Origin of the sequence: Chryseobacterium foetidum, from assembly GCF_025457425.1 — a bacterium.
GTDB lineage: Bacteria > Bacteroidota > Bacteroidia > Flavobacteriales > Weeksellaceae > Chryseobacterium > Chryseobacterium foetidum.
This window is the reverse complement of record NZ_JAMXIA010000001.1, coordinates 720,371-737,008: the sequence shown is the minus strand read 5'-3', so window position 1 is coordinate 737,008 and position 16,638 is coordinate 720,371. Positions and strand designations below refer to the sequence as shown.

The following is a 16,638-nucleotide window of genomic DNA, read 5'->3' as shown; positions in this document are numbered from 1 at the left end:
TGCGGGTGGAGCAGGATTTCTTTTGGTCGGAGTATGATTGCTTTTGGGTGGATCAGGATTACTTTTGGTCGGAGTGTGATTGCTTTTGGGTGGAGCGAAATTTCTTTTAGATGGAGGATGATTGTTTTTATGAGAAGTAAGATTGCTGTTGGATGGAGTAATATTGCTGATGAGTGGAGTGGAATTTCTTTAGAAAATAGTATGCTTGCTTTCGGATGGAGCTGAATTTCTTTTTGGTGGAGTGCTATCGCTTTGGGAAATGATTTGGAAACAAAAAAAACGCCGATCAGTTGAAAAATTGTCGGCGATTTTTAATTAAAATTATTTTTTTAAACCTGAAATCTTCAATCCGGAAACCTGTTTAAATTCCGGACTGGAGGGACCGAATACGGATTTGATGTATTTTTTCACATCGGCAGCTGTTTCGTAAATGCTGTTTTCATCAGTATAAAGGATTTTATTTCTGCTGATTCTGGAATTATTGAGTTCGGCAAGGCCTGCGTTCACTGCGGTTGTTTTAGCCCGTAAATCCTGAATTTTTGTTGTAATTGTGGCTACCTGTAATTCTGTTTCATTGGGTGCATAGCTGGGTTCTGACTCCAGCACAGTTTTCAGTCCGGACAAATGCTCAGTGATTTGGTCAAAAGACTTCTGACTCACAGAATTGGTTTTGGGATTTTCATTTTCCGGATCTGTGGACGCTTTGGGTGGGGCAACGCGTTTGCCCAGAATTTTCTGTCGGAACGATTTTGCATTTTTGATGCTTCCTGCAGATGCATCTGTAGCCTCCAGAGCGTTGACTAAACGTGAAGCCAATTTTTCGATATCACTGAACGCCAATTGTCTTTCGTTTACTCTGTTTTTGTAATTGTTGTTTTTTGACAAAGTATTCGCCATTTCTGCATCTCCTGAACCTTTGAGTGCAAGTAAAGCGGACAGTTGAATGTTTTGTTTTGAAGGGTTGTAGGCTGAGCCGTAGCCCTGAACGTATTCGATTAATGTCTGGAAATTAGCAATGTTTTTTGCGTGTCCGGTTTCGGATGTTGATGCCATAAGTCATTTGTGTTTAAATTGTTAGCATAACAAATATAAAAATATTTTTGGATTTTGTGACGCGTGTGTGATTTTTTTTTAATGAAAAACCTCGCTTTGGGGGCGAGGTTTTTTTGAGATGAGCTCAAAGTCAGGAGGATTTGTGCAGGGGGATTTTTTACACAGTTCATGTTACCTGCCGTTTTTTTAGCCGTTTAGTTTTGTCAGTCTTGCTTTATTGTCAAATTCAGCTTTTATTGTATTTCCGTTTTTTGTTGCAACTAATTTACTTCCGTTTTCGGAAATATTGTAACCCTTATTTGTCAAATAATTTGTCAAAGCAAAATTATGGTTCATTTCATATTGTGAAATGAGTTGCGGAAAAACAGTCAAAATTCTGTGATGCTTGTCTTGGCGGATTTTGTCCACTTTGTCGCTTTTTATTGTTACTACCATTGCTCCTTGTCCATAATCGGCAATGTAATAACCGCTTGAATTGAACATTCCCGAAGCAATAAGTCCGATTAAATGTAAATCGTCTTTTGAAGCGTCAAAATCACTATTCTTCAACAAGTCAATTCCATTATCTTCTCCATATTTTTTAAGTTGTTCAGCTTGCTGTGTTAAGTTTTGAGGAAGTCCTGATTTTGAATTTGCCCAAGACCAAAGCCAAGTTTCAGATGAATGAGAAAATGTTCCTAAAACTTGAATTGGAAACACAAGATTAGCTCCAAAACTAATTTCGCCTTTTGTCATATCAACATTCCAATTGTTTTCGCCAATTACTTCGCCCAAGTCAATTTGTTTGTCAAAAGCAATACCACCAAACCGTTCAATAAGTTCTTGTTCAGTTTTACAAGGTGTCAAATTTTGTTGAGTTTCTGTTTCGTTAGTTTGTTCCTTTTTGTCGCTTTGTCCAAATAATTTGTTTAAAAATCCCATATGTTAGTTTTTGTGTTTTTTCAATGTTTACGGTCTGTTCTGCAAAATGGCAGGTAACTTTTGGCTTCACGCATTGCGTCAATCCAAAATAATTTTGCTAAAAATAAATAAAATAGTCAATTAAAACAATTTTATTTCAAGATACGATGATAAAGTGTTGCTTAAATAGATTTAGTATTATTTTGGTTTTCTAACCTCTCAATCAACCTCCCTTTCACCATCGTAAAAGCATAATCCTTCGCTTCAGCAAAAGAAATATTGTATTTTCTATCAATATTACTGAGATCTTCTGGAAATTTTAACAAAACACTGTCATAGAAAGAATCCAGAAAATCTTTTGAAGGCATTTCGTATTGTAATTTCAGCTGAAAACGTCTGATGATGGCGGTGTCGATGATTTCTGCGTGGTTGGTGGCGCAGAGGAGAAGCGCATTTTCGGGATAATAGTCGATCAGCTGAATCAATGTGTTGACCAGTCTTCGCATTTCGCCAACGTCTTTGTCATCGCTTCCACGGGCTTTTCCGATCTGATCAAGTTCATCAAGGAAAAGAACGGAGCGTTCTCTCGCCGCTTTATCGAAAATCATTTTGATGTTTTGGGAAGTTTCGCCAATTCTTGATGAAACAATATTGCTGAGGTTGAGAATAATGATGTTCTTGTCCAAAGCATTCGCAATCGCTTTTGCAGTCATGGTTTTGCCACAACCTGAACTTCCTTCGAGAAGGATTTTATTGTTGACGGGAAGTCCGTATTTCTGCAGCTCGTCTGCGTATTTCTGTTCTTTGATGAGCTGTACAATTTGATTTTTATTTTGAGGTTCCAAAAAAACATCATCGAGCGTCACCGCTTCTTTGTCCTGAATGATTAGGTTGTACAGATTCATTATTTTCCGATTAATAAAATGCAAAGATAATTTTTATGCCTGATCCTCAGACAAGACGCACTTAACAATTTTCTAAATTGAAAATTTTATAAAAACATCAGAAAAAATCATATCTCATTCAATTATTATCGTAATATTGCAATATAGAATCAGGGTATATGGGAGCTACTAAAACAGAACATTTCACGGATCAGCAAAACCAAATTGCGACCATCGCAAAAGCACTGGGACATCCTGCGAGAATTGCGATTATTGAATATTTAATGAAAGTAAAAGAATGTATCTGCGGAGATATTGTAAACGAACTTCCGCTGGCCCAACCGACCGTTTCTCAACATCTTAAAGAACTTAAAAGTGCAGGTATTATAAAAGGAAATATAGAAGGAAATTCGATTTGCTACTGTATTGATGAGAATGTAATCAATATTTTAAATATCTATTTCTCCAACATCGTAGAAACTGTGTCTAAAGCCAAATGCTGCTAGGCATATTTTTAAAAATTTGTATCGTAATATTGCAATTAAACTATAAATTAAATTAATAATGAATCTTTCAAAAGTAAAACAGATTTTGCAGACATTAGAAAATGTGGAATTTCAATTGGAAAACGAAAGTTTTGTACCAGAACATTTTCACGTGACCGAAGTAGGAACGAGTACCAAAACGTTTATTGACTGTGGTGGTGTCATTCGTACAGAAAACACTGTGAATTTTCAATTGTGGAGCGCTGACGATTTTGATCACCGCCTGAAGCCAGACAGATTGCTCGACATCATCAGGCTTTCAGAAGAGAAATTAGGCATCGAAGATCATGAAATTGAAGTAGAATATCAAACGGAGACTATCGGCAAATATGATTTAGAATTTAACGGAAAAACATTTGTCCTGAAAAACAAAACTGCAGCTTGTCTGGCTGTGGATGCATGTGGAATTCCGTCTGAAAAACAGAAAAAAAATCTAGCTGATCTGTCCGTAAATCAAAATGGCTGCAAACCAAATTCCGGATGTTGTTAGGATGAAAGCAAAACTGATCAGATATAAAAAACCTATTATAATCACATCATCTGTTATTGTCTTGCAACTTCTTTTCGGCTTCGACCCGAAGTTTTGTATTATCAATATCATTTGGTTATTCGTTTAAATTATGACAAAAAAGATATTGGTGCTTTGCACAGGTAACAGTTGCAGAAGCCAGATTGCAGAAGGCTATTTAAGATATTTTGCCAGACAGGAAGCCGAAATTTTCAGCGCAGGTGTAGAAACTCACGGCGTAAATCCCATGGCAGTCAAAACCATGAAAGAGGACGGAATTGATATTTCAAATCACACCTCCAATAATATTGACGAATATCGGAATATAGATTTTGATTATGTGATTACGGTATGTGATAATGCAAAAGAGCGCTGTCCGTATTTTCCGACAAATGCTCAGAAGATTCATTACAATTTTCCCGATCCGGCAAAAGCCATTGGAACAGACGAAGAAATTGCTGAAGAATTCAGAAATGTGAGGCAACAGATTAAAGACTATTGTCACAGTTTCGTTCTCAAAAATCTATAGTTTAATGACAGGAACGGTTGACTAAAATGTCTGACAATATTTAAGAGTATTCGAAGTGTTTAGTCACCGAGATTTGTCCAAAAAAAAAATCAAACGCAATGTTTGATCAATTTGTAAAAAATAATTTAGTTAAATGAATATGAATATTCTAATCTGTAAGTGTTTTTTCTATAGTCTGTAATTTTGTTTAAAATTAATTTCCCTCTTTTTTAGCAGTTGCAAAATAAGATGATACTAACACTGCACAAGTTGCGATTCCGATATAAGCGATCATAATTGTTGAATTTTTATTTTATTTAAATTTAGTTGCGAATTCTATAATGCAAATTTACGGCATTTTTTATAACCTGCAAACCTTGTAATATGATGTTTGTCACTGTTGATAGCGGTTTTAATGCCTTTTTAATATGTTTTTAAATTGGAGAATTACAATGGAATATTGATTTAACTATCTGTTTTTAATTATTAAATTAGTAAAAAAATATCAAATTAATAATTATTGTGCACTAGTCATTGCGGACTTGTTAATTGAAAGAATGCTAAAATAGTATGTCTTGCATTCAAAAAAATGGAATTTTTAAACAAAACTTAGCATTAGAAATAAAAGTTTTGAAGGATTATTTATTTCATCAGTTGCTGATCTTTGATACAGAAAAAACTCATACGTTTGCTTTTTCCGGTTTCCTTTTTTAAAATCTCCACGCCACAGATCGGACAGGTCTTTTTATGGTAAACCTGAAATGTCTTACTCAAAGTATCGGTACGTTTATATTTTAAAAACTCAAAACTGTAATCTTTCGTTTCTTTGATAATCAGCTTAAGTTTAGCCTTCGTTAAATTTTTAATTAAAGTTTCGGGATGAATTCCTGCACGGAAGAGAGCTTCATTTTTAATGATGTTCCCGACACCTGCAAAAATATCCTGATTCATCATAGCATCGCAAATCAACATTTCAGGATGTTTTTGCATTTTTTCAATTGCTTTTTCATCACTCCATTTCTTGCTCATGATGTCAGATTCCCAATTGATTTTGGATAAATCGCTTTCGTCAACCACCTTTACAACACAGGTGTAAAAGTAAATTCCGCCGTCTTTAAATGTCAATCCTAGTTTTAGCGTGTCTATGTCTTTTCTTTTGAATAAACTGTAGGAACCAAACATCATCAGGTGAACTTTAAAAATTATTTCATCAAAAATGAGATAGGTTTGCTTGCCAAAGGTTTTTATTTCACGAAGAATTTCTCCTTTGATTCTGGCTTTTTCAGGAACTTCGCTGCCATTCACTTCAGTGACCTTTTCGCCTGCAAATTTTTGCAGATCTTCTTTCATTAAAATTATGGTTGGACCTTCGGGCATAGCTTGTTTTTCTATAAAAAGTCAAATATTATTCCTTTAAAAATAAAATTTGCTTTAATTTTGAAAAATGATGAATTTGAATGAGATTTTTACCAGTCAGCGTACCGGCAACAATCCAAATACAGCGGCCTCCCGCACCGATTTTCAGAGAGATTACGACAGAATTATATTTTCTTCTGCCTTCAGAAGACTGCAGAATAAAACTCAGGTTTTCCCGCTTCCCGGAAGTGTTTTTGTACACAACAGATTAACGCATTCTCTTGAAGTTTCCTCTGTAGGAAGAAGTTTGGGAAGCATTATCGGAGATTTTATTGTTAAAAATTTCGAATCCGTTTTGACCGAAGATTCAAAAAGCTTTTACACTCATAATCTCAGCAACGTAATTGCCGCTGCCTGTCTTTGTCATGATGTTGGGAATCCGGCTTTCGGGCATTCGGGCGAAGATGCGATTGCAAGTTATTTTGATAAAAACGAAAATCAGATTAAAGATAAATTCAATGCAAAAGAATGGGCAGATCTCGTCAATTTTGAAGGAAACGCCAACGCCATCCGTGTTTTGACGCATCAGCAACAAGGCAAAGATTTGGGAGGAACTCAATTGACCTATTCTACACTTTCTGCCATTGCCAAATACCCTTGTGAAGCCGTTGCCAGAGATAAAAAAATTCTTCATCGTAAGAAATTTGGTTTCTTCCAGAATGAGAAAGATACTTTCCTGAAAATCGCTACAGCAACGCAGCTTGTACAGGAAAATGATGAACCGTATATTTTCAAAAGACATCCTTTTGTTTGGCTGGTAGAGGCGGCAGACGATATTTGCTACAATATTATCGATATGGAAGATGCGCACCGTCTGGGAATTGTATCGACCGCAGACTGCGAGAATCTGTTCTTCGAACTGGTAAAATCAGAGACGAATGACATCAAAAAAGTAAAAGATAAACTGTCTTTAATTTCAAACGAAAACGAACGGATTTCTTATCTGAGAGCCAAGGTTATTAATGCTTTAATAAACCAATCCATTGAAATTTATAAAGCCAATTTCAGTAAAATCCTCGACGGAAGTCTGGATAAAGCACTTCTTGATATTTATAAATCCGAGAAAAATACTTTAAAGGATATTGAAACTTTTTCAATCAATAAAATTTACAATCATAAAGCGGTTGTTGAGATTGAAAACGCCGGATACAACGTAATGTACGAACTTTTAGATCACTTCATTCCCTCGGTTTTAAAGTCTAAAAATGAGATTAAATCTTACGATAAAATGGCACTGAAACTTCTTCCGCAACAGTTTGTGTATGAAGAAGGTTCAGATTATCAGAAAGTTTTGGGCGTGATCGATTTTGTTTCGGGGATGACGGACAATTATGCGACAGATTTATACAGAAAAATCAAAGGGATTGATATTGGAATGACGATGTAAAAAATGAATCACGCACCTATAAAAGCTGGATTAACATCTATCACTGAAAATTATTCTTCCATTTTCTGAAAAATCAATTCCATTTTGTCCCATTATTCCTGTGATAATTTTGTTGATTTCCTTTTGTGGTTTGTCGGCAAGTACGGCTTTTCCGCCGTTTTGTTCAACGTAGGATTTTTCAGCAATCAAAAGCCATTTGTGAAGATTGGCTTCGAGTTCATCCAGTGAAGATGCTTCGGGACATATTTTTAAAGGTTCAATTAATCCGTCAAAATCACTTCCGATGCAGATATTTTTCCACGGCTCGCTCACTCCAACCCTTACAATTCCAACCTGAATAATGTGGATGACATTAAAACAGAACACCAGCGGATGGCGTTCTTCCTTAGTTGGAACCAACCAGCTTTCCTGCTCCATCATCGATTCCATAGTTTCTGTACGGAGATTTTTAACTGAAATTTGTGGAAAATGTGTCTGAAAATCAGGTGTACTCAGGTATTCTTCGTCGCCGGCCATATTTAAACCGACTTTAGACTGAAAACCAAGGATTCTTACATCCAGACTTACCCAGAGAATTCCGCCACTTTTTAAAATTTCAATAATATCTTCATCCATTAAATTAATCGACCACGGATTAAAACTGAAATCGTTGTTGATGGACGAACCCCATTTTCCGGAAGGTTTTCTTTTGGTTTCCACCGAAACTGCACGGGCGCCGTTGTAATGATAAACCTTTCTTTTCCGGTTCTGGAAGCCGGAAATTCAATTTTCATAAGAACATGAAATTGTGCAGTTGCTCGATGTTTAGTTTTTGGGTTATTGTTTTCTCACTATATAAAAAATAAAAGTATGTTGCTGAAAATTCGTAAAAAAAATAATTATTGTGTATATTTAAAGACTAACTATCAAAAAATATTGTATGATTTATTTAGGTATTCTGGTCTTTTTTGGACTGATCACTTTATTTGCTTCATTTTTCACCGTAAAGCAGGAATCTGCTGCAGTTGTGGAAAGATTGGGTAAATTCCTGAAAGTAAGCCACGCAGGTTTACATCTTAAAATTCCTTTTCTTGATCAGATTGCGAAACGTCTGAATCTGAGAATCCAGCAGCTGGATGTTATCATAGACACCAAAACTCTGGATAACGTTTTTATTAAAATGAAAGTTTCCGTGCAGTATCAGGTTATCCGGGAAAATGTAAAGGATGCGTACTATCGTCTGGAAAATCCTGAAAATCAGATTACTTCATACGTGTTTGACGTTGTGCGTGCTGAAGTTCCAAAAACCAAATTGGACGACGTCTTCGTAAGAAAAGATGATATCGCTATTGCAGTAAAAAGTGAATTGCAGGAAGCGATGCAAAGTTATGGATACGATATCATCAAAGCTTTGGTGACTGATATTGATCCGGATGAGCAGGTAAAACATGCGATGAACAGAATCAACGCTGCTGAAAGGGAAAAAACAGCTGCGGAATATGAGTCTGAAGCACAAAGAATCAGAATTGTTGCTGTTGCAAAAGCTGAAGCTGAATCTAAAAAGTTACAAGGTCAAGGTATTGCAGACCAGAGAAGAGAAATTGCAAAGGGTCTTCAGGAATCCGTGCACATGCTGAATTCTGTGAATATTAAACCTCAGGAAGCTTCTGCATTAATCGTGGTTACGCAGCATTATGATACCCTTCAGTCTATCGGGGCTAATAACAGAAGTAATTTGGTATTGTTGCCAAATTCACCGACAGCAGCAAGTTCTATGTTGAATGATTTAGTGGTTTCAATGGCTGCCACGCAAAATCTGGATGATTTAAATCTTCCACCTAAAAAATAAGTTCTCAGAAAAAAGTATAAAAAAAGAATCCGTCTCACAACTGAGGCGGTTTTTTTTGGTAATTATTGCAGGATTTCGTATATTTATATCTGATAATCAGATAGTTGTTTATGAATTTTAAGCATTATAATCAAAATCAGTTGGTTTTGTTTCCTTATAGTTTTGAGGATTTGATTCCCGAAAATCATCCTGTTCGGATCGTTAATGATATTTTGGAGAAGGTAAACATTGACCCGCTCCTGAAAGCTTACAGTAAAGAAGGAAATCCCAGTTATCACCCTGTGATGATGCTCAAGGTGATGGTTTTTGCGTATATGAACAATATTTATTCATCGCGGAAAATCGAAAAAGCGCTTCGTGAAAACATCAACTTCATGTGGCTCTCCAACATGAGTATTGTAGATCACAATACCGTGAACCGTTTTCGTGCCCATAAACTTGAAGCCGCCTTCAAAAATATTTTCTCCCAGGTGGTTTTGCTTTTGGCAGAAGAAGGTTTGGTGAGCCTGAAACAGGTGTTTGTAGACGGAACCAAAATTGAAGCACAGGCGGGTCGCTACACTTTTGTCTGGGCAAATTCCATCAAAACCAACAAAGAAAAAATGCTTCGTCAACTGGAAGAGCTCTGGAAATACGCTCAAAGTGTGGCAAAGGAAGAAGATAAAGACCCTGAACCGCCGGAGTTCAAAGAGATCAGCAAAGAAAAAATCCGGCAAACGGCAGAAAATATCAATGCCAAATTAAAAGGCAGCGGGGGTAAAACCGATTCCGACAAAAAAGCCAAAGCCAAACTGAATTACATTAAAAACAATTTTGAGAAAAACCTCGATAAATACGAAGCTCAGGAAGCTATTTTAGCAGAGCGGAATTCCTACAGCAAGACCGATGAAGATGCTACTTTCATGAGAATGAAGGACGATCACATGATGAATGGACAGCTCAAACCGGCTTATAATGCACAGATTTCCACAGAAATCGAAGATTCGACGAAGTCAAAATCAAATCATCGTCAATTATACCATCCATCAGCAAACCAATGATATCAATACTTTGGAGCGTCATTTGGAAAATTTTGAGAAATTGTTTGGTAAAAAAAGAATGGAAGAGTTGGAAGAACTCACTGCCGATGCGGGGTACGGAAGCGAGCAGAACTACGAATTATTGGAACAGAACAATATTACACCATTTGTAAAATACAATACTTTCGACAAAGAGCAGAATGCCCATTATCAGGCGAAACACAAGACTTTCAGCAAAGAAAATCTGCATTACAACGGGGAAGGCGATTTTTATATCTGTCCGATGGGACAAAAGATGGAAAAAACGCACGAAAGCACGCGCAAAACCAAGACCGGTTATCCTCAAAAGCTCTCCCATTATCAGGCTAAAAACTGCTATGGATGCCCAATTAGAGGCGTTTGCCACAGTTCCAAAGAAAACCGAAGCATCGAACGGAACCATCATTTGGAAGATTACAAAGAGAAAATACGAAAGCTTTTAAACAGTGAAAAAGGCATTAAAAAAAGAAAACAACGCTCGGTTGAAGTAGAACCTGTGTTTGCACATCTCAAACATTGCAATAATTTTAAGCGGTTTACCCTCAAAGGTCTGAAAAAAGTAGAATTGGAGTTCGGTTTACACGCTTTAGCACACAATCTAAGAAAGAAAGTTGCCTAAAGAGGACAACTTTTTCTATTTTCCAAAATAATATACATTTTACTGAAATAAAAAATCCGCCTCAAATTTTGTTGTGAGACGGATTCTTTTTTGTTATTTCTTCATTCCCGGAGGATAGTTTGCCATAATTTCAGACATAATCTGAGGAATTTGCTTCTGCTTGGCTTTAGGTCTGTCAACAGAAATTCCACTTCCTATTCCCTGCCAAACCAGCTTTTGAGTTTTTGCATCTACCATATCAACGATGATGGCACCTTCGTTATAGTTGCTCGTCCAGGTTCTGTTCATCCCGATTCCCCAACCGAAACCGCCGCCCCAGCCCCACATTCCTCCGTACGGATTGGTGGTGCTGATATCAGTAATTTTTTTGTGATTGGCTTTCACGTTAATGATTACATCAGGATTTTCGCCAGACTGCAAACCTTTTGCCTGAAGTTGTTTTGACAATTCATTTAAAACTCTGTCTTTATCGATGTCGTTTATTTTCAAATCATCAATTCTCAGTTTGTACGTTCTGTAATTGCTGAAAGTAGCGGTCTGAGCATAATCTGATCTTACCTGAAAAGGGCTGCACGATGCAAGACCTAGGCTTGCTGCAAGTAGAATAAAAATATATTTCTTCATTTTATTTATTTTTTTTAATGATCTTTATAAATGTGTCTGTCTTTTTATCGTATCCGTAAGGGCAGTGTCTGCATCCGCTTTTGCAGCAGTGGCCGCGCTTCAGATGAAATTTTTCTGTAAAAACTTTATATCCCTGTTCGTTATAATAAAAGTCCTCATTCTCTTTGATATCAAATAGAGCCATAAAGTTAAATGCTAAAATTCAAAAAACCTATATATTTGTGTTTATGATAATTGTATGCCAAAAACCTCTAAAACGCTTGAAAATAAGTGGCATAACACTTTTTCCGTTTATTTTTATTAGGAATCCCGAAGATAAGAAAAATAAAATACTGATCAACCATGAAAAAATTCATTTGCATCAGCAATTGGAGTTGCTGATTATTTTCTTTTACATCGCTTACCTGTTTGAATTTTACTACTGGCTTTTTAAACTGAAAAACGGCCACAAAGCCTACCGCAGAATATCTTTTGAACGTGAAGCCTACGCAATGGAGCGTGATATGAATTACCTGAAAAAAAGAAAGTTCTGGGGTTTCCGGAAATACATCAAAGATTAATTATTTTACGTCTTCCCAATCTTTATCGAAGTTTTGCTGAGTTTTTCTTGGAGGATAATATTTGTCATTATGATCAATCAGATCTTCAATCAATAGCTTTTGCAGAATGGTGCTGATATACTGCTGGGTTTCAGCCGGAGAACCTTTTGTTTCCTGACCATTGGTGAAAACTTTTTTAGCCTGTCCGTTTTCCATTTCCACTCTTATCAGCAAGCATGGTTTCTGATTTCCGGAGCAGCTTCTGCCGGTGGATTTGTCTGCAGTTTCTCCATCGTTAAAAGTTGTCTGCATACGAAGATAATTCCTGTTTTCAGTGGATTTCACACCATGACGGGCGTAGGTTCTGATGCTTTTTACAGTTTTTAAATATTCAACTAAATTTTTTTTCCCTTGTGGAATCATTGGTTTTGATATGTCTGAACTTAAACGTTCAATCTGAAGGTCAATTTCTTCATTAAAAAGCGTGACAACCTTCGGATTTGACTGGTCTATCTTATCAAAATTTGAGTTTGCCAGTTCGTCTTTCAGGTAAAAAAAATAAACTGAAGCTGCTGCCAAGATTGTTATAAAAAGCAGAAATTTTGGGTTGTTCATTTTCATATTGAATAACTTTTCATGTGAAATTTAAAAAAAAATTCGTATAATTTTATTCCTGCTTTTCCCATTCTTTTTCGAAATCATTTTGCGTCTTTTTGGGTGGAAAATAGCCTTCGTAATTTCTGTCTATGTCATAAGAAATTGCTTTTTCAATTAAGACATTCAAATCGTTGATGATCCAATCCGGAGATCCTTTTTTCTCCTGTCCGTTTGTAAAAACTCTTAGTGCTTTTCCGTCCTGCATTTCAACTTTCATCAGAAGACAGGGATTTAAAAAACCGCTGCAGCTGTGTCCTGTGTAAACTTTTTCAGCAACAGTTCCATCGTTAAATATTATTTTCAGCTCCAGATTATTTCTGACTCTTTCAGACTCAACACAGTATCGGGCGTAGCTTTCAATAGATTTAATGGTCTTTAGAAAATCAATGGTTGTTTGTCGGCTTTTTTCACTGTAGCCTGGATACATAGTAGATTGTGTATGATCTTCAATCTCTTTATCAATCTGAATATTCAACATATTCACAATTTTATCATTTTGCTGATCCGGAATATCAAATTTTGACTTTTGATTCCATTTAGTTTCAAAAACCAGAAAATAAAACAAGATGCCGAGAAAGGGAATTCCCAAAAGAATGTAATGTTTAAGTTTCATAGCTATTGTTTTTCATTTCTAAAGATAAAAATTCTTCATTAAAAATAAAATAAAGAAATTTGCACAATGACAGCTCCCCAAGTAAAAATTCCGGTTGTTGAAATTCCGGTTGACAGCAAGGTGAAACTCTTTATGAAAAGGGAAGATCTCATTCATCCCGAAATTTCAGGAAACAAATACTGGAAACTCTTTTTTAATATTAATAATTATTTAAAGTTAAAATCTGAAAATCCTTTAATCATAACTTTTGGCGGAGCTTATTCAAATCATATTTCGGCAGTTTCAGCTCTTGGGAAACAGTTTAATTTAAAAACTTCAGGCATTATCCGGGGCGAGGAAATAGAACAAAAATGGCGTGATAATCCTACTTTGGTTTACGCCAAGCGAAACGGAATGAATTTAAAATTCGTCTCTCGTGAAGAATATCGTCATAAAGAACAACTGACTGAATTTCTCCAACTTGAATTTCCAGAAGCACTGATTATCCCCGAAGGCGGAACCAACAAAAACGCGTTGGAAGGCATTAAAATGATGCTCAATAACGATACAAAAGATTTTGATTATCTTTGCACAGCTGTCGGAACCGGAGGAACTGCTGCAGGACTTTCTCAGTTTTGTGAAGACAATCAGAAAGTTATAGGTTTTAAAGTAGTGGATGATGCTTCATTGGATGAAAAAATTTCGGAGTTAACGTCAAAAAGAAATTTTCATCTAACTGATGCTGCTTTCGGAGGTTACGGTAAAATAAGTGATGAAAATATCCGTTTTATCAATAACTTTAAATCAAAGTATGAAATCCCGCTGGAACCGATCTATACAGGAAAAATGATGCAGAAAGTTTTTGAAATGATTAATGAAGATTATTTTCCTGATGGAAGTAAAATTCTCTGTTTTCACACGGGTGGTTTGCAGGGAATTGAAGGAGCAAACCTGCTTCTGCAGAAACAGAACAGAAATTTAATTATATAAATTTAAATCTGAAAAATGAAACGCATTAGTGTTCCATCTTTCTTTTAAAACAATAAAAATAATAAGATGAAAAGACTTTTCACCGTCGTAAGCCTTTTAGTTTTATCTAAATTCTCAGCCCAAACCTGGGCAAATGATGATCAGTACATCCAAAAGTTTGCACAATATGCAGTAGAGGAAATGGAAAAATATAAAATTCCTGCCTCAATCACGCTTGCACAGGGGCTTCTGGAAACGGGTGGCGGACAAAGCCGACTCGCTCAGGAAGGAAAAAATCATTTTGGAATCAAGTGTAAGGAAGAATGGACCGGAAAGACGATGAAACACACTGATGACGCTCCCAATGAGTGTTTCAGAGTATATGACGACCCGAGGCAGTCTTATGAAGATCACTCAGTTTTTTTAGCCACCAGAAAGTATTACGCCAATCTTTTTAATCTGGATATGAAAGATTACAAGGCATGGGCTCATGGTCTTAAAAAGGCAGGTTACGCTACAAATCCAAGATACGCAGGCATTCTCATCAGCAAGATTGAAAAGTACAGACTGTATGAATTTGATCAGGTGAATTCTAAAGAAGTCAATTTTGCTATTCTAAAAATGTATCCCGGCCTGAAAGATGATCAGGCATACATGGCAAGTCTGGAATCTTCTAAGGTTGTTGAGAAGAAAAAAGCTTCAAAACCCGCACCGGCTCCTAAAAAAGTGTACGCTGAAGCTCCGAAAAAGGAACGTGTGAAGACCAAATCAGAAATTCTAAACTCTATTTTAATTAAAAGTCATCCTAATGGTGGTTTAAAATATGTGATTATTCCGGAAGATACAGATATTCAGTTTATTGCCAACAAATTTAAAATCAGTGAAGAAAAACTGATGAAATGGAATGAACTGGAAACCAATCAATTAAGTAAAAACGAAATTGTCTTCCTTGAATCTAAAAATTCAGATGGAAATACTGCAACCTACAAAGCCGAATCTTATGAAGATATGCACGACATTGCCCAGAAATTCGGAATTAAACTTAATAAACTTTACGCAAAAAACAGAATGGATGAAGGCCAAAAACCTGCGCCAGGACAGTTAATTTATCTGATTTCAAAAAAGCCAAGAAATTAGTTGTATCGAATGGTGAAAAGTGAATGGTGAATAGTCAATTTGGTCTATCACAAATAATTCATCAATCATCAATCATCAATCATCACTTATCATTTATCAAAAAATATCAATGAGATACCAAAGAAGTTCAGCTTTATTTGATGAAGCTTACCAATACATTCCCGGCGGAGTAAATTCGCCCGTTCGCGCCTTCAAATCTGTAGGCGGAGTTCCCGTTTTTATGAAATCTGCTAAGGGTGCTTACCTTACAGATGCTGACGACAATGTTTACGTAGATTACATCAATTCGTGGGGACCGGCTATTTTAGGGCACACGCATCCTGAGGTTTTAGAGGAACTTAAAATTCAGGCTGAGAAAGGATTTTCTTTCGGTGCGCCGACAGAATTGGAAACAGAAATCGCAAAATTCATCACAGAAAATGTTCCGAATATTGATCAGATCAGAATGGTCTCTTCGGGTACGGAAGCGTGTATGAGCGCTGTGAGACTGGCAAGAGGTTTCACGGGAAGAGATAAAATTGTGAAGTTTGAGGGTTGTTATCACGGTCATTCAGATTCATTTTTAATAAAAGCGGGGAGTGGTGCTGCTACTTTCGGAAATCCTAATTCTCCGGGAGTAACTGCGGGAACTGCGAAAGATACTTTGCTGGCGAGATACAACGATTTTGAGCAGGTTCAGGAATTGTTTAAACAGAATCCAGACGAAATTGCAGCCATCATCATTGAACCAGTTGCCGGAAATATGGGTTGTGTTTGGCCTGAAAATGATTTTCTCCAAAAACTGAGAATTCTTTGTGATGAAAACGGAGCTTTATTGATTTTTGATGAAGTGATGACCGGTTTCAGACTGGCTTTTGGCGGTGCACAGGAACTGTTTAATGTAAAAGCAGACCTTGTAACTTACGGAAAAGTAATCGGAGGCGGACTTCCGGTAGGTGCTTTTGCAGGAAGAAACGAAATCATGGATCATCTTGCTCCAAAAGGCGGCGTGTATCAGGCAGGGACTTTAAGTGGAAATCCTTTGGCGATGAGAGCAGGTTTGAAAACGCTTCAGCTGATTAAAAATGACTTTGAATTTTTCAACAGACTTGAGGAAACAACTGAAGTATTAGATATTGAAATCGGTAAGATTCTAACTGAAAAAGGAATTCAGCACAAGATCAACAGAAAAGGTTCGATGATGTCTGTTTTCTTTGATACTGATCGGGTTTCAGATTTTGATGATGCTCAGAAAGCAAATCATACTATATTCAATAAATTCTTCCATCACATGCTTGAAAACGGAATTTATCTTCCGCCGAGTGGGTATGAAACGTATTTCATCAGCGATGCCATCAAAGATTCAGAAATCAATCTTACGCTGGATGCTGTAAGAACTTTTTAATATTAAAATTGAGATAAAAAAAAAGATGAA

At 36.4% G+C, this 16,638-nt stretch carries 18 protein-coding genes and 1 pseudogene; 10 read left to right on the top strand and 9 right to left on the bottom strand.

Translation table 11 applies throughout. From position 1 onward, the window contains the following. Positions 1 to 321 precede the first annotated feature (321 nt). The 3 genes from NG809_RS03490 to NG809_RS03480 all read right to left on the bottom strand — a co-directional run bounded on the left by NG809_RS03490 (position 322) and on the right by NG809_RS03480 (position 2,858). Entirely contained in the window at positions 322 to 1,053 is a 732-nt protein-coding gene (locus NG809_RS03490) for a hypothetical protein (RefSeq protein WP_262148112.1), read from the bottom strand. Between the two features lie 186 nt (positions 1,054 to 1,239). Further along, positions 1,240 to 1,974, bottom strand: a complete 735-nt coding sequence (locus tag NG809_RS03485) for a DUF6882 domain-containing protein (RefSeq protein WP_262148110.1) — start codon at positions 1,972 to 1,974, stop codon at positions 1,240 to 1,242. 161 nt (positions 1,975 to 2,135) lie between these two features. Next, positions 2,136 to 2,858 (bottom strand): AAA family ATPase, encoded by a 723-nt coding sequence (locus tag NG809_RS03480; protein ID WP_262148108.1) that lies wholly within the window; start codon positions 2,856 to 2,858, stop codon positions 2,136 to 2,138. A gap of 158 nt (positions 2,859 to 3,016) precedes the next feature. Here NG809_RS03480 and NG809_RS03475 point away from each other — a divergent pair, with 158 nt between their 5' ends. The 3 genes from NG809_RS03475 (at position 3,017) to NG809_RS03465 (ending at position 4,419) form a co-directional block, all read left to right on the top strand. Continuing rightward, positions 3,017 to 3,343 (top strand): ArsR/SmtB family transcription factor, encoded by a 327-nt coding sequence (locus NG809_RS03475; RefSeq protein WP_262148106.1) that lies wholly within the window; start codon positions 3,017 to 3,019, stop codon positions 3,341 to 3,343. A gap of 58 nt (positions 3,344 to 3,401) precedes the next feature. Further along, positions 3,402 to 3,872, top strand: a complete 471-nt coding sequence (locus tag NG809_RS03470) for a DUF6428 family protein (RefSeq protein WP_262148104.1) — start codon at positions 3,402 to 3,404, stop codon at positions 3,870 to 3,872. Positions 3,873 to 4,002: 130 nt separating this feature from the next. Next, complete coding sequence (locus NG809_RS03465) at positions 4,003 to 4,419, top strand: arsenate reductase ArsC (RefSeq protein WP_262148103.1); 417 nt, start codon at positions 4,003 to 4,005, stop codon at positions 4,417 to 4,419. A 621-nt stretch (positions 4,420 to 5,040) separates the two neighbouring features. On the opposite strand, the gene NG809_RS03460 is transcribed toward NG809_RS03465, so the two are convergent. Continuing rightward, positions 5,041 to 5,775 (bottom strand): DNA-formamidopyrimidine glycosylase family protein, encoded by a 735-nt coding sequence (locus tag NG809_RS03460; protein WP_396124805.1) that lies wholly within the window; start codon positions 5,773 to 5,775, stop codon positions 5,041 to 5,043. Positions 5,776 to 5,845: 70 nt separating this feature from the next. On the opposite strand from NG809_RS03460, the gene NG809_RS03455 reads away from it, so the two are divergent. After that, a complete protein-coding gene (locus NG809_RS03455) occupies positions 5,846 to 7,201 on the top strand; it encodes a deoxyguanosinetriphosphate triphosphohydrolase (protein WP_262152551.1) in 1,356 nt (451 codons plus the stop codon). Between the two features lie 30 nt (positions 7,202 to 7,231). On the opposite strand, the gene NG809_RS03450 is transcribed toward NG809_RS03455, so the two are convergent. Beyond that, the gene (locus NG809_RS03450) at positions 7,232 to 7,900 is read right to left on the bottom strand and encodes a hypothetical protein (RefSeq protein WP_262148099.1); all 669 of its coding nucleotides are present in this window, start codon (positions 7,898 to 7,900) and stop codon (positions 7,232 to 7,234) included. Between the two features lie 220 nt (positions 7,901 to 8,120). On the opposite strand from NG809_RS03450, the gene NG809_RS03445 reads away from it, so the two are divergent. Both NG809_RS03445 and NG809_RS03440 read left to right on the top strand, forming a co-directional pair. Next, entirely contained in the window at positions 8,121 to 9,029 is a 909-nt protein-coding gene (locus tag NG809_RS03445) for an SPFH domain-containing protein (RefSeq protein ID WP_056032003.1), read from the top strand. Positions 9,030 to 9,139: 110 nt separating this feature from the next. Next, positions 9,140 to 10,706, top strand: a pseudogene (locus tag NG809_RS03440) (IS1182 family transposase). Between the two features lie 93 nt (positions 10,707 to 10,799). On the opposite strand, the gene NG809_RS03435 reads toward NG809_RS03440, so the two are convergent. Next, positions 10,800 to 11,330, bottom strand: coding sequence for a DUF4136 domain-containing protein (locus NG809_RS03435; RefSeq protein ID WP_262148097.1), 531 nt, complete (start codon positions 11,328 to 11,330; stop codon positions 10,800 to 10,802). A 1-nt stretch (position 11,331) separates the two neighbouring features. After that, positions 11,332 to 11,514, bottom strand: a complete 183-nt coding sequence (locus tag NG809_RS03430) for a DUF5522 domain-containing protein (protein ID WP_262148096.1) — start codon at positions 11,512 to 11,514, stop codon at positions 11,332 to 11,334. A 43-nt stretch (positions 11,515 to 11,557) separates the two neighbouring features. Between NG809_RS03430 and NG809_RS03425 the strand changes: the two genes are divergently transcribed. Then, positions 11,558 to 11,890 (top strand): hypothetical protein, encoded by a 333-nt coding sequence (locus tag NG809_RS03425; RefSeq protein WP_262148093.1) that lies wholly within the window; start codon positions 11,558 to 11,560, stop codon positions 11,888 to 11,890. Here the strand turns inward: NG809_RS03425 and NG809_RS03420 are convergent, their stop codons facing one another. Further along, positions 11,891 to 12,490 (bottom strand): hypothetical protein, encoded by a 600-nt coding sequence (locus tag NG809_RS03420; protein ID WP_262148091.1) that lies wholly within the window; start codon positions 12,488 to 12,490, stop codon positions 11,891 to 11,893. It abuts the gene before it with no gap. Between the two features lie 46 nt (positions 12,491 to 12,536). After that, positions 12,537 to 13,139, bottom strand: a complete 603-nt coding sequence (locus NG809_RS03415; RefSeq protein WP_262148089.1) for a hypothetical protein — start codon at positions 13,137 to 13,139, stop codon at positions 12,537 to 12,539. Positions 13,140 to 13,205: 66 nt separating this feature from the next. Here NG809_RS03415 and NG809_RS03410 point away from each other — a divergent pair, with 66 nt between their 5' ends. The 3 genes from NG809_RS03410 (at position 13,206) to hemL (ending at position 16,608) form a co-directional block, all read left to right on the top strand. After that, on the top strand, positions 13,206 to 14,108 hold the full coding sequence (locus NG809_RS03410; protein ID WP_262148088.1) for a 1-aminocyclopropane-1-carboxylate deaminase/D-cysteine desulfhydrase: 903 nt from the start codon (positions 13,206 to 13,208) through the stop codon (positions 14,106 to 14,108). Between the two features lie 66 nt (positions 14,109 to 14,174). After that, entirely contained in the window at positions 14,175 to 15,224 is a 1,050-nt protein-coding gene (locus tag NG809_RS03405) for a glucosaminidase domain-containing protein (RefSeq protein WP_262148086.1), read from the top strand. A 109-nt stretch (positions 15,225 to 15,333) separates the two neighbouring features. Then, positions 15,334 to 16,608: a glutamate-1-semialdehyde 2,1-aminomutase gene (gene hemL, locus NG809_RS03400; RefSeq protein WP_262148085.1), complete on the top strand. Its 1,275-nt coding sequence runs from the start codon at positions 15,334 to 15,336 to the stop codon at positions 16,606 to 16,608. Positions 16,609 to 16,638: the final 30 nt, after the last annotated feature.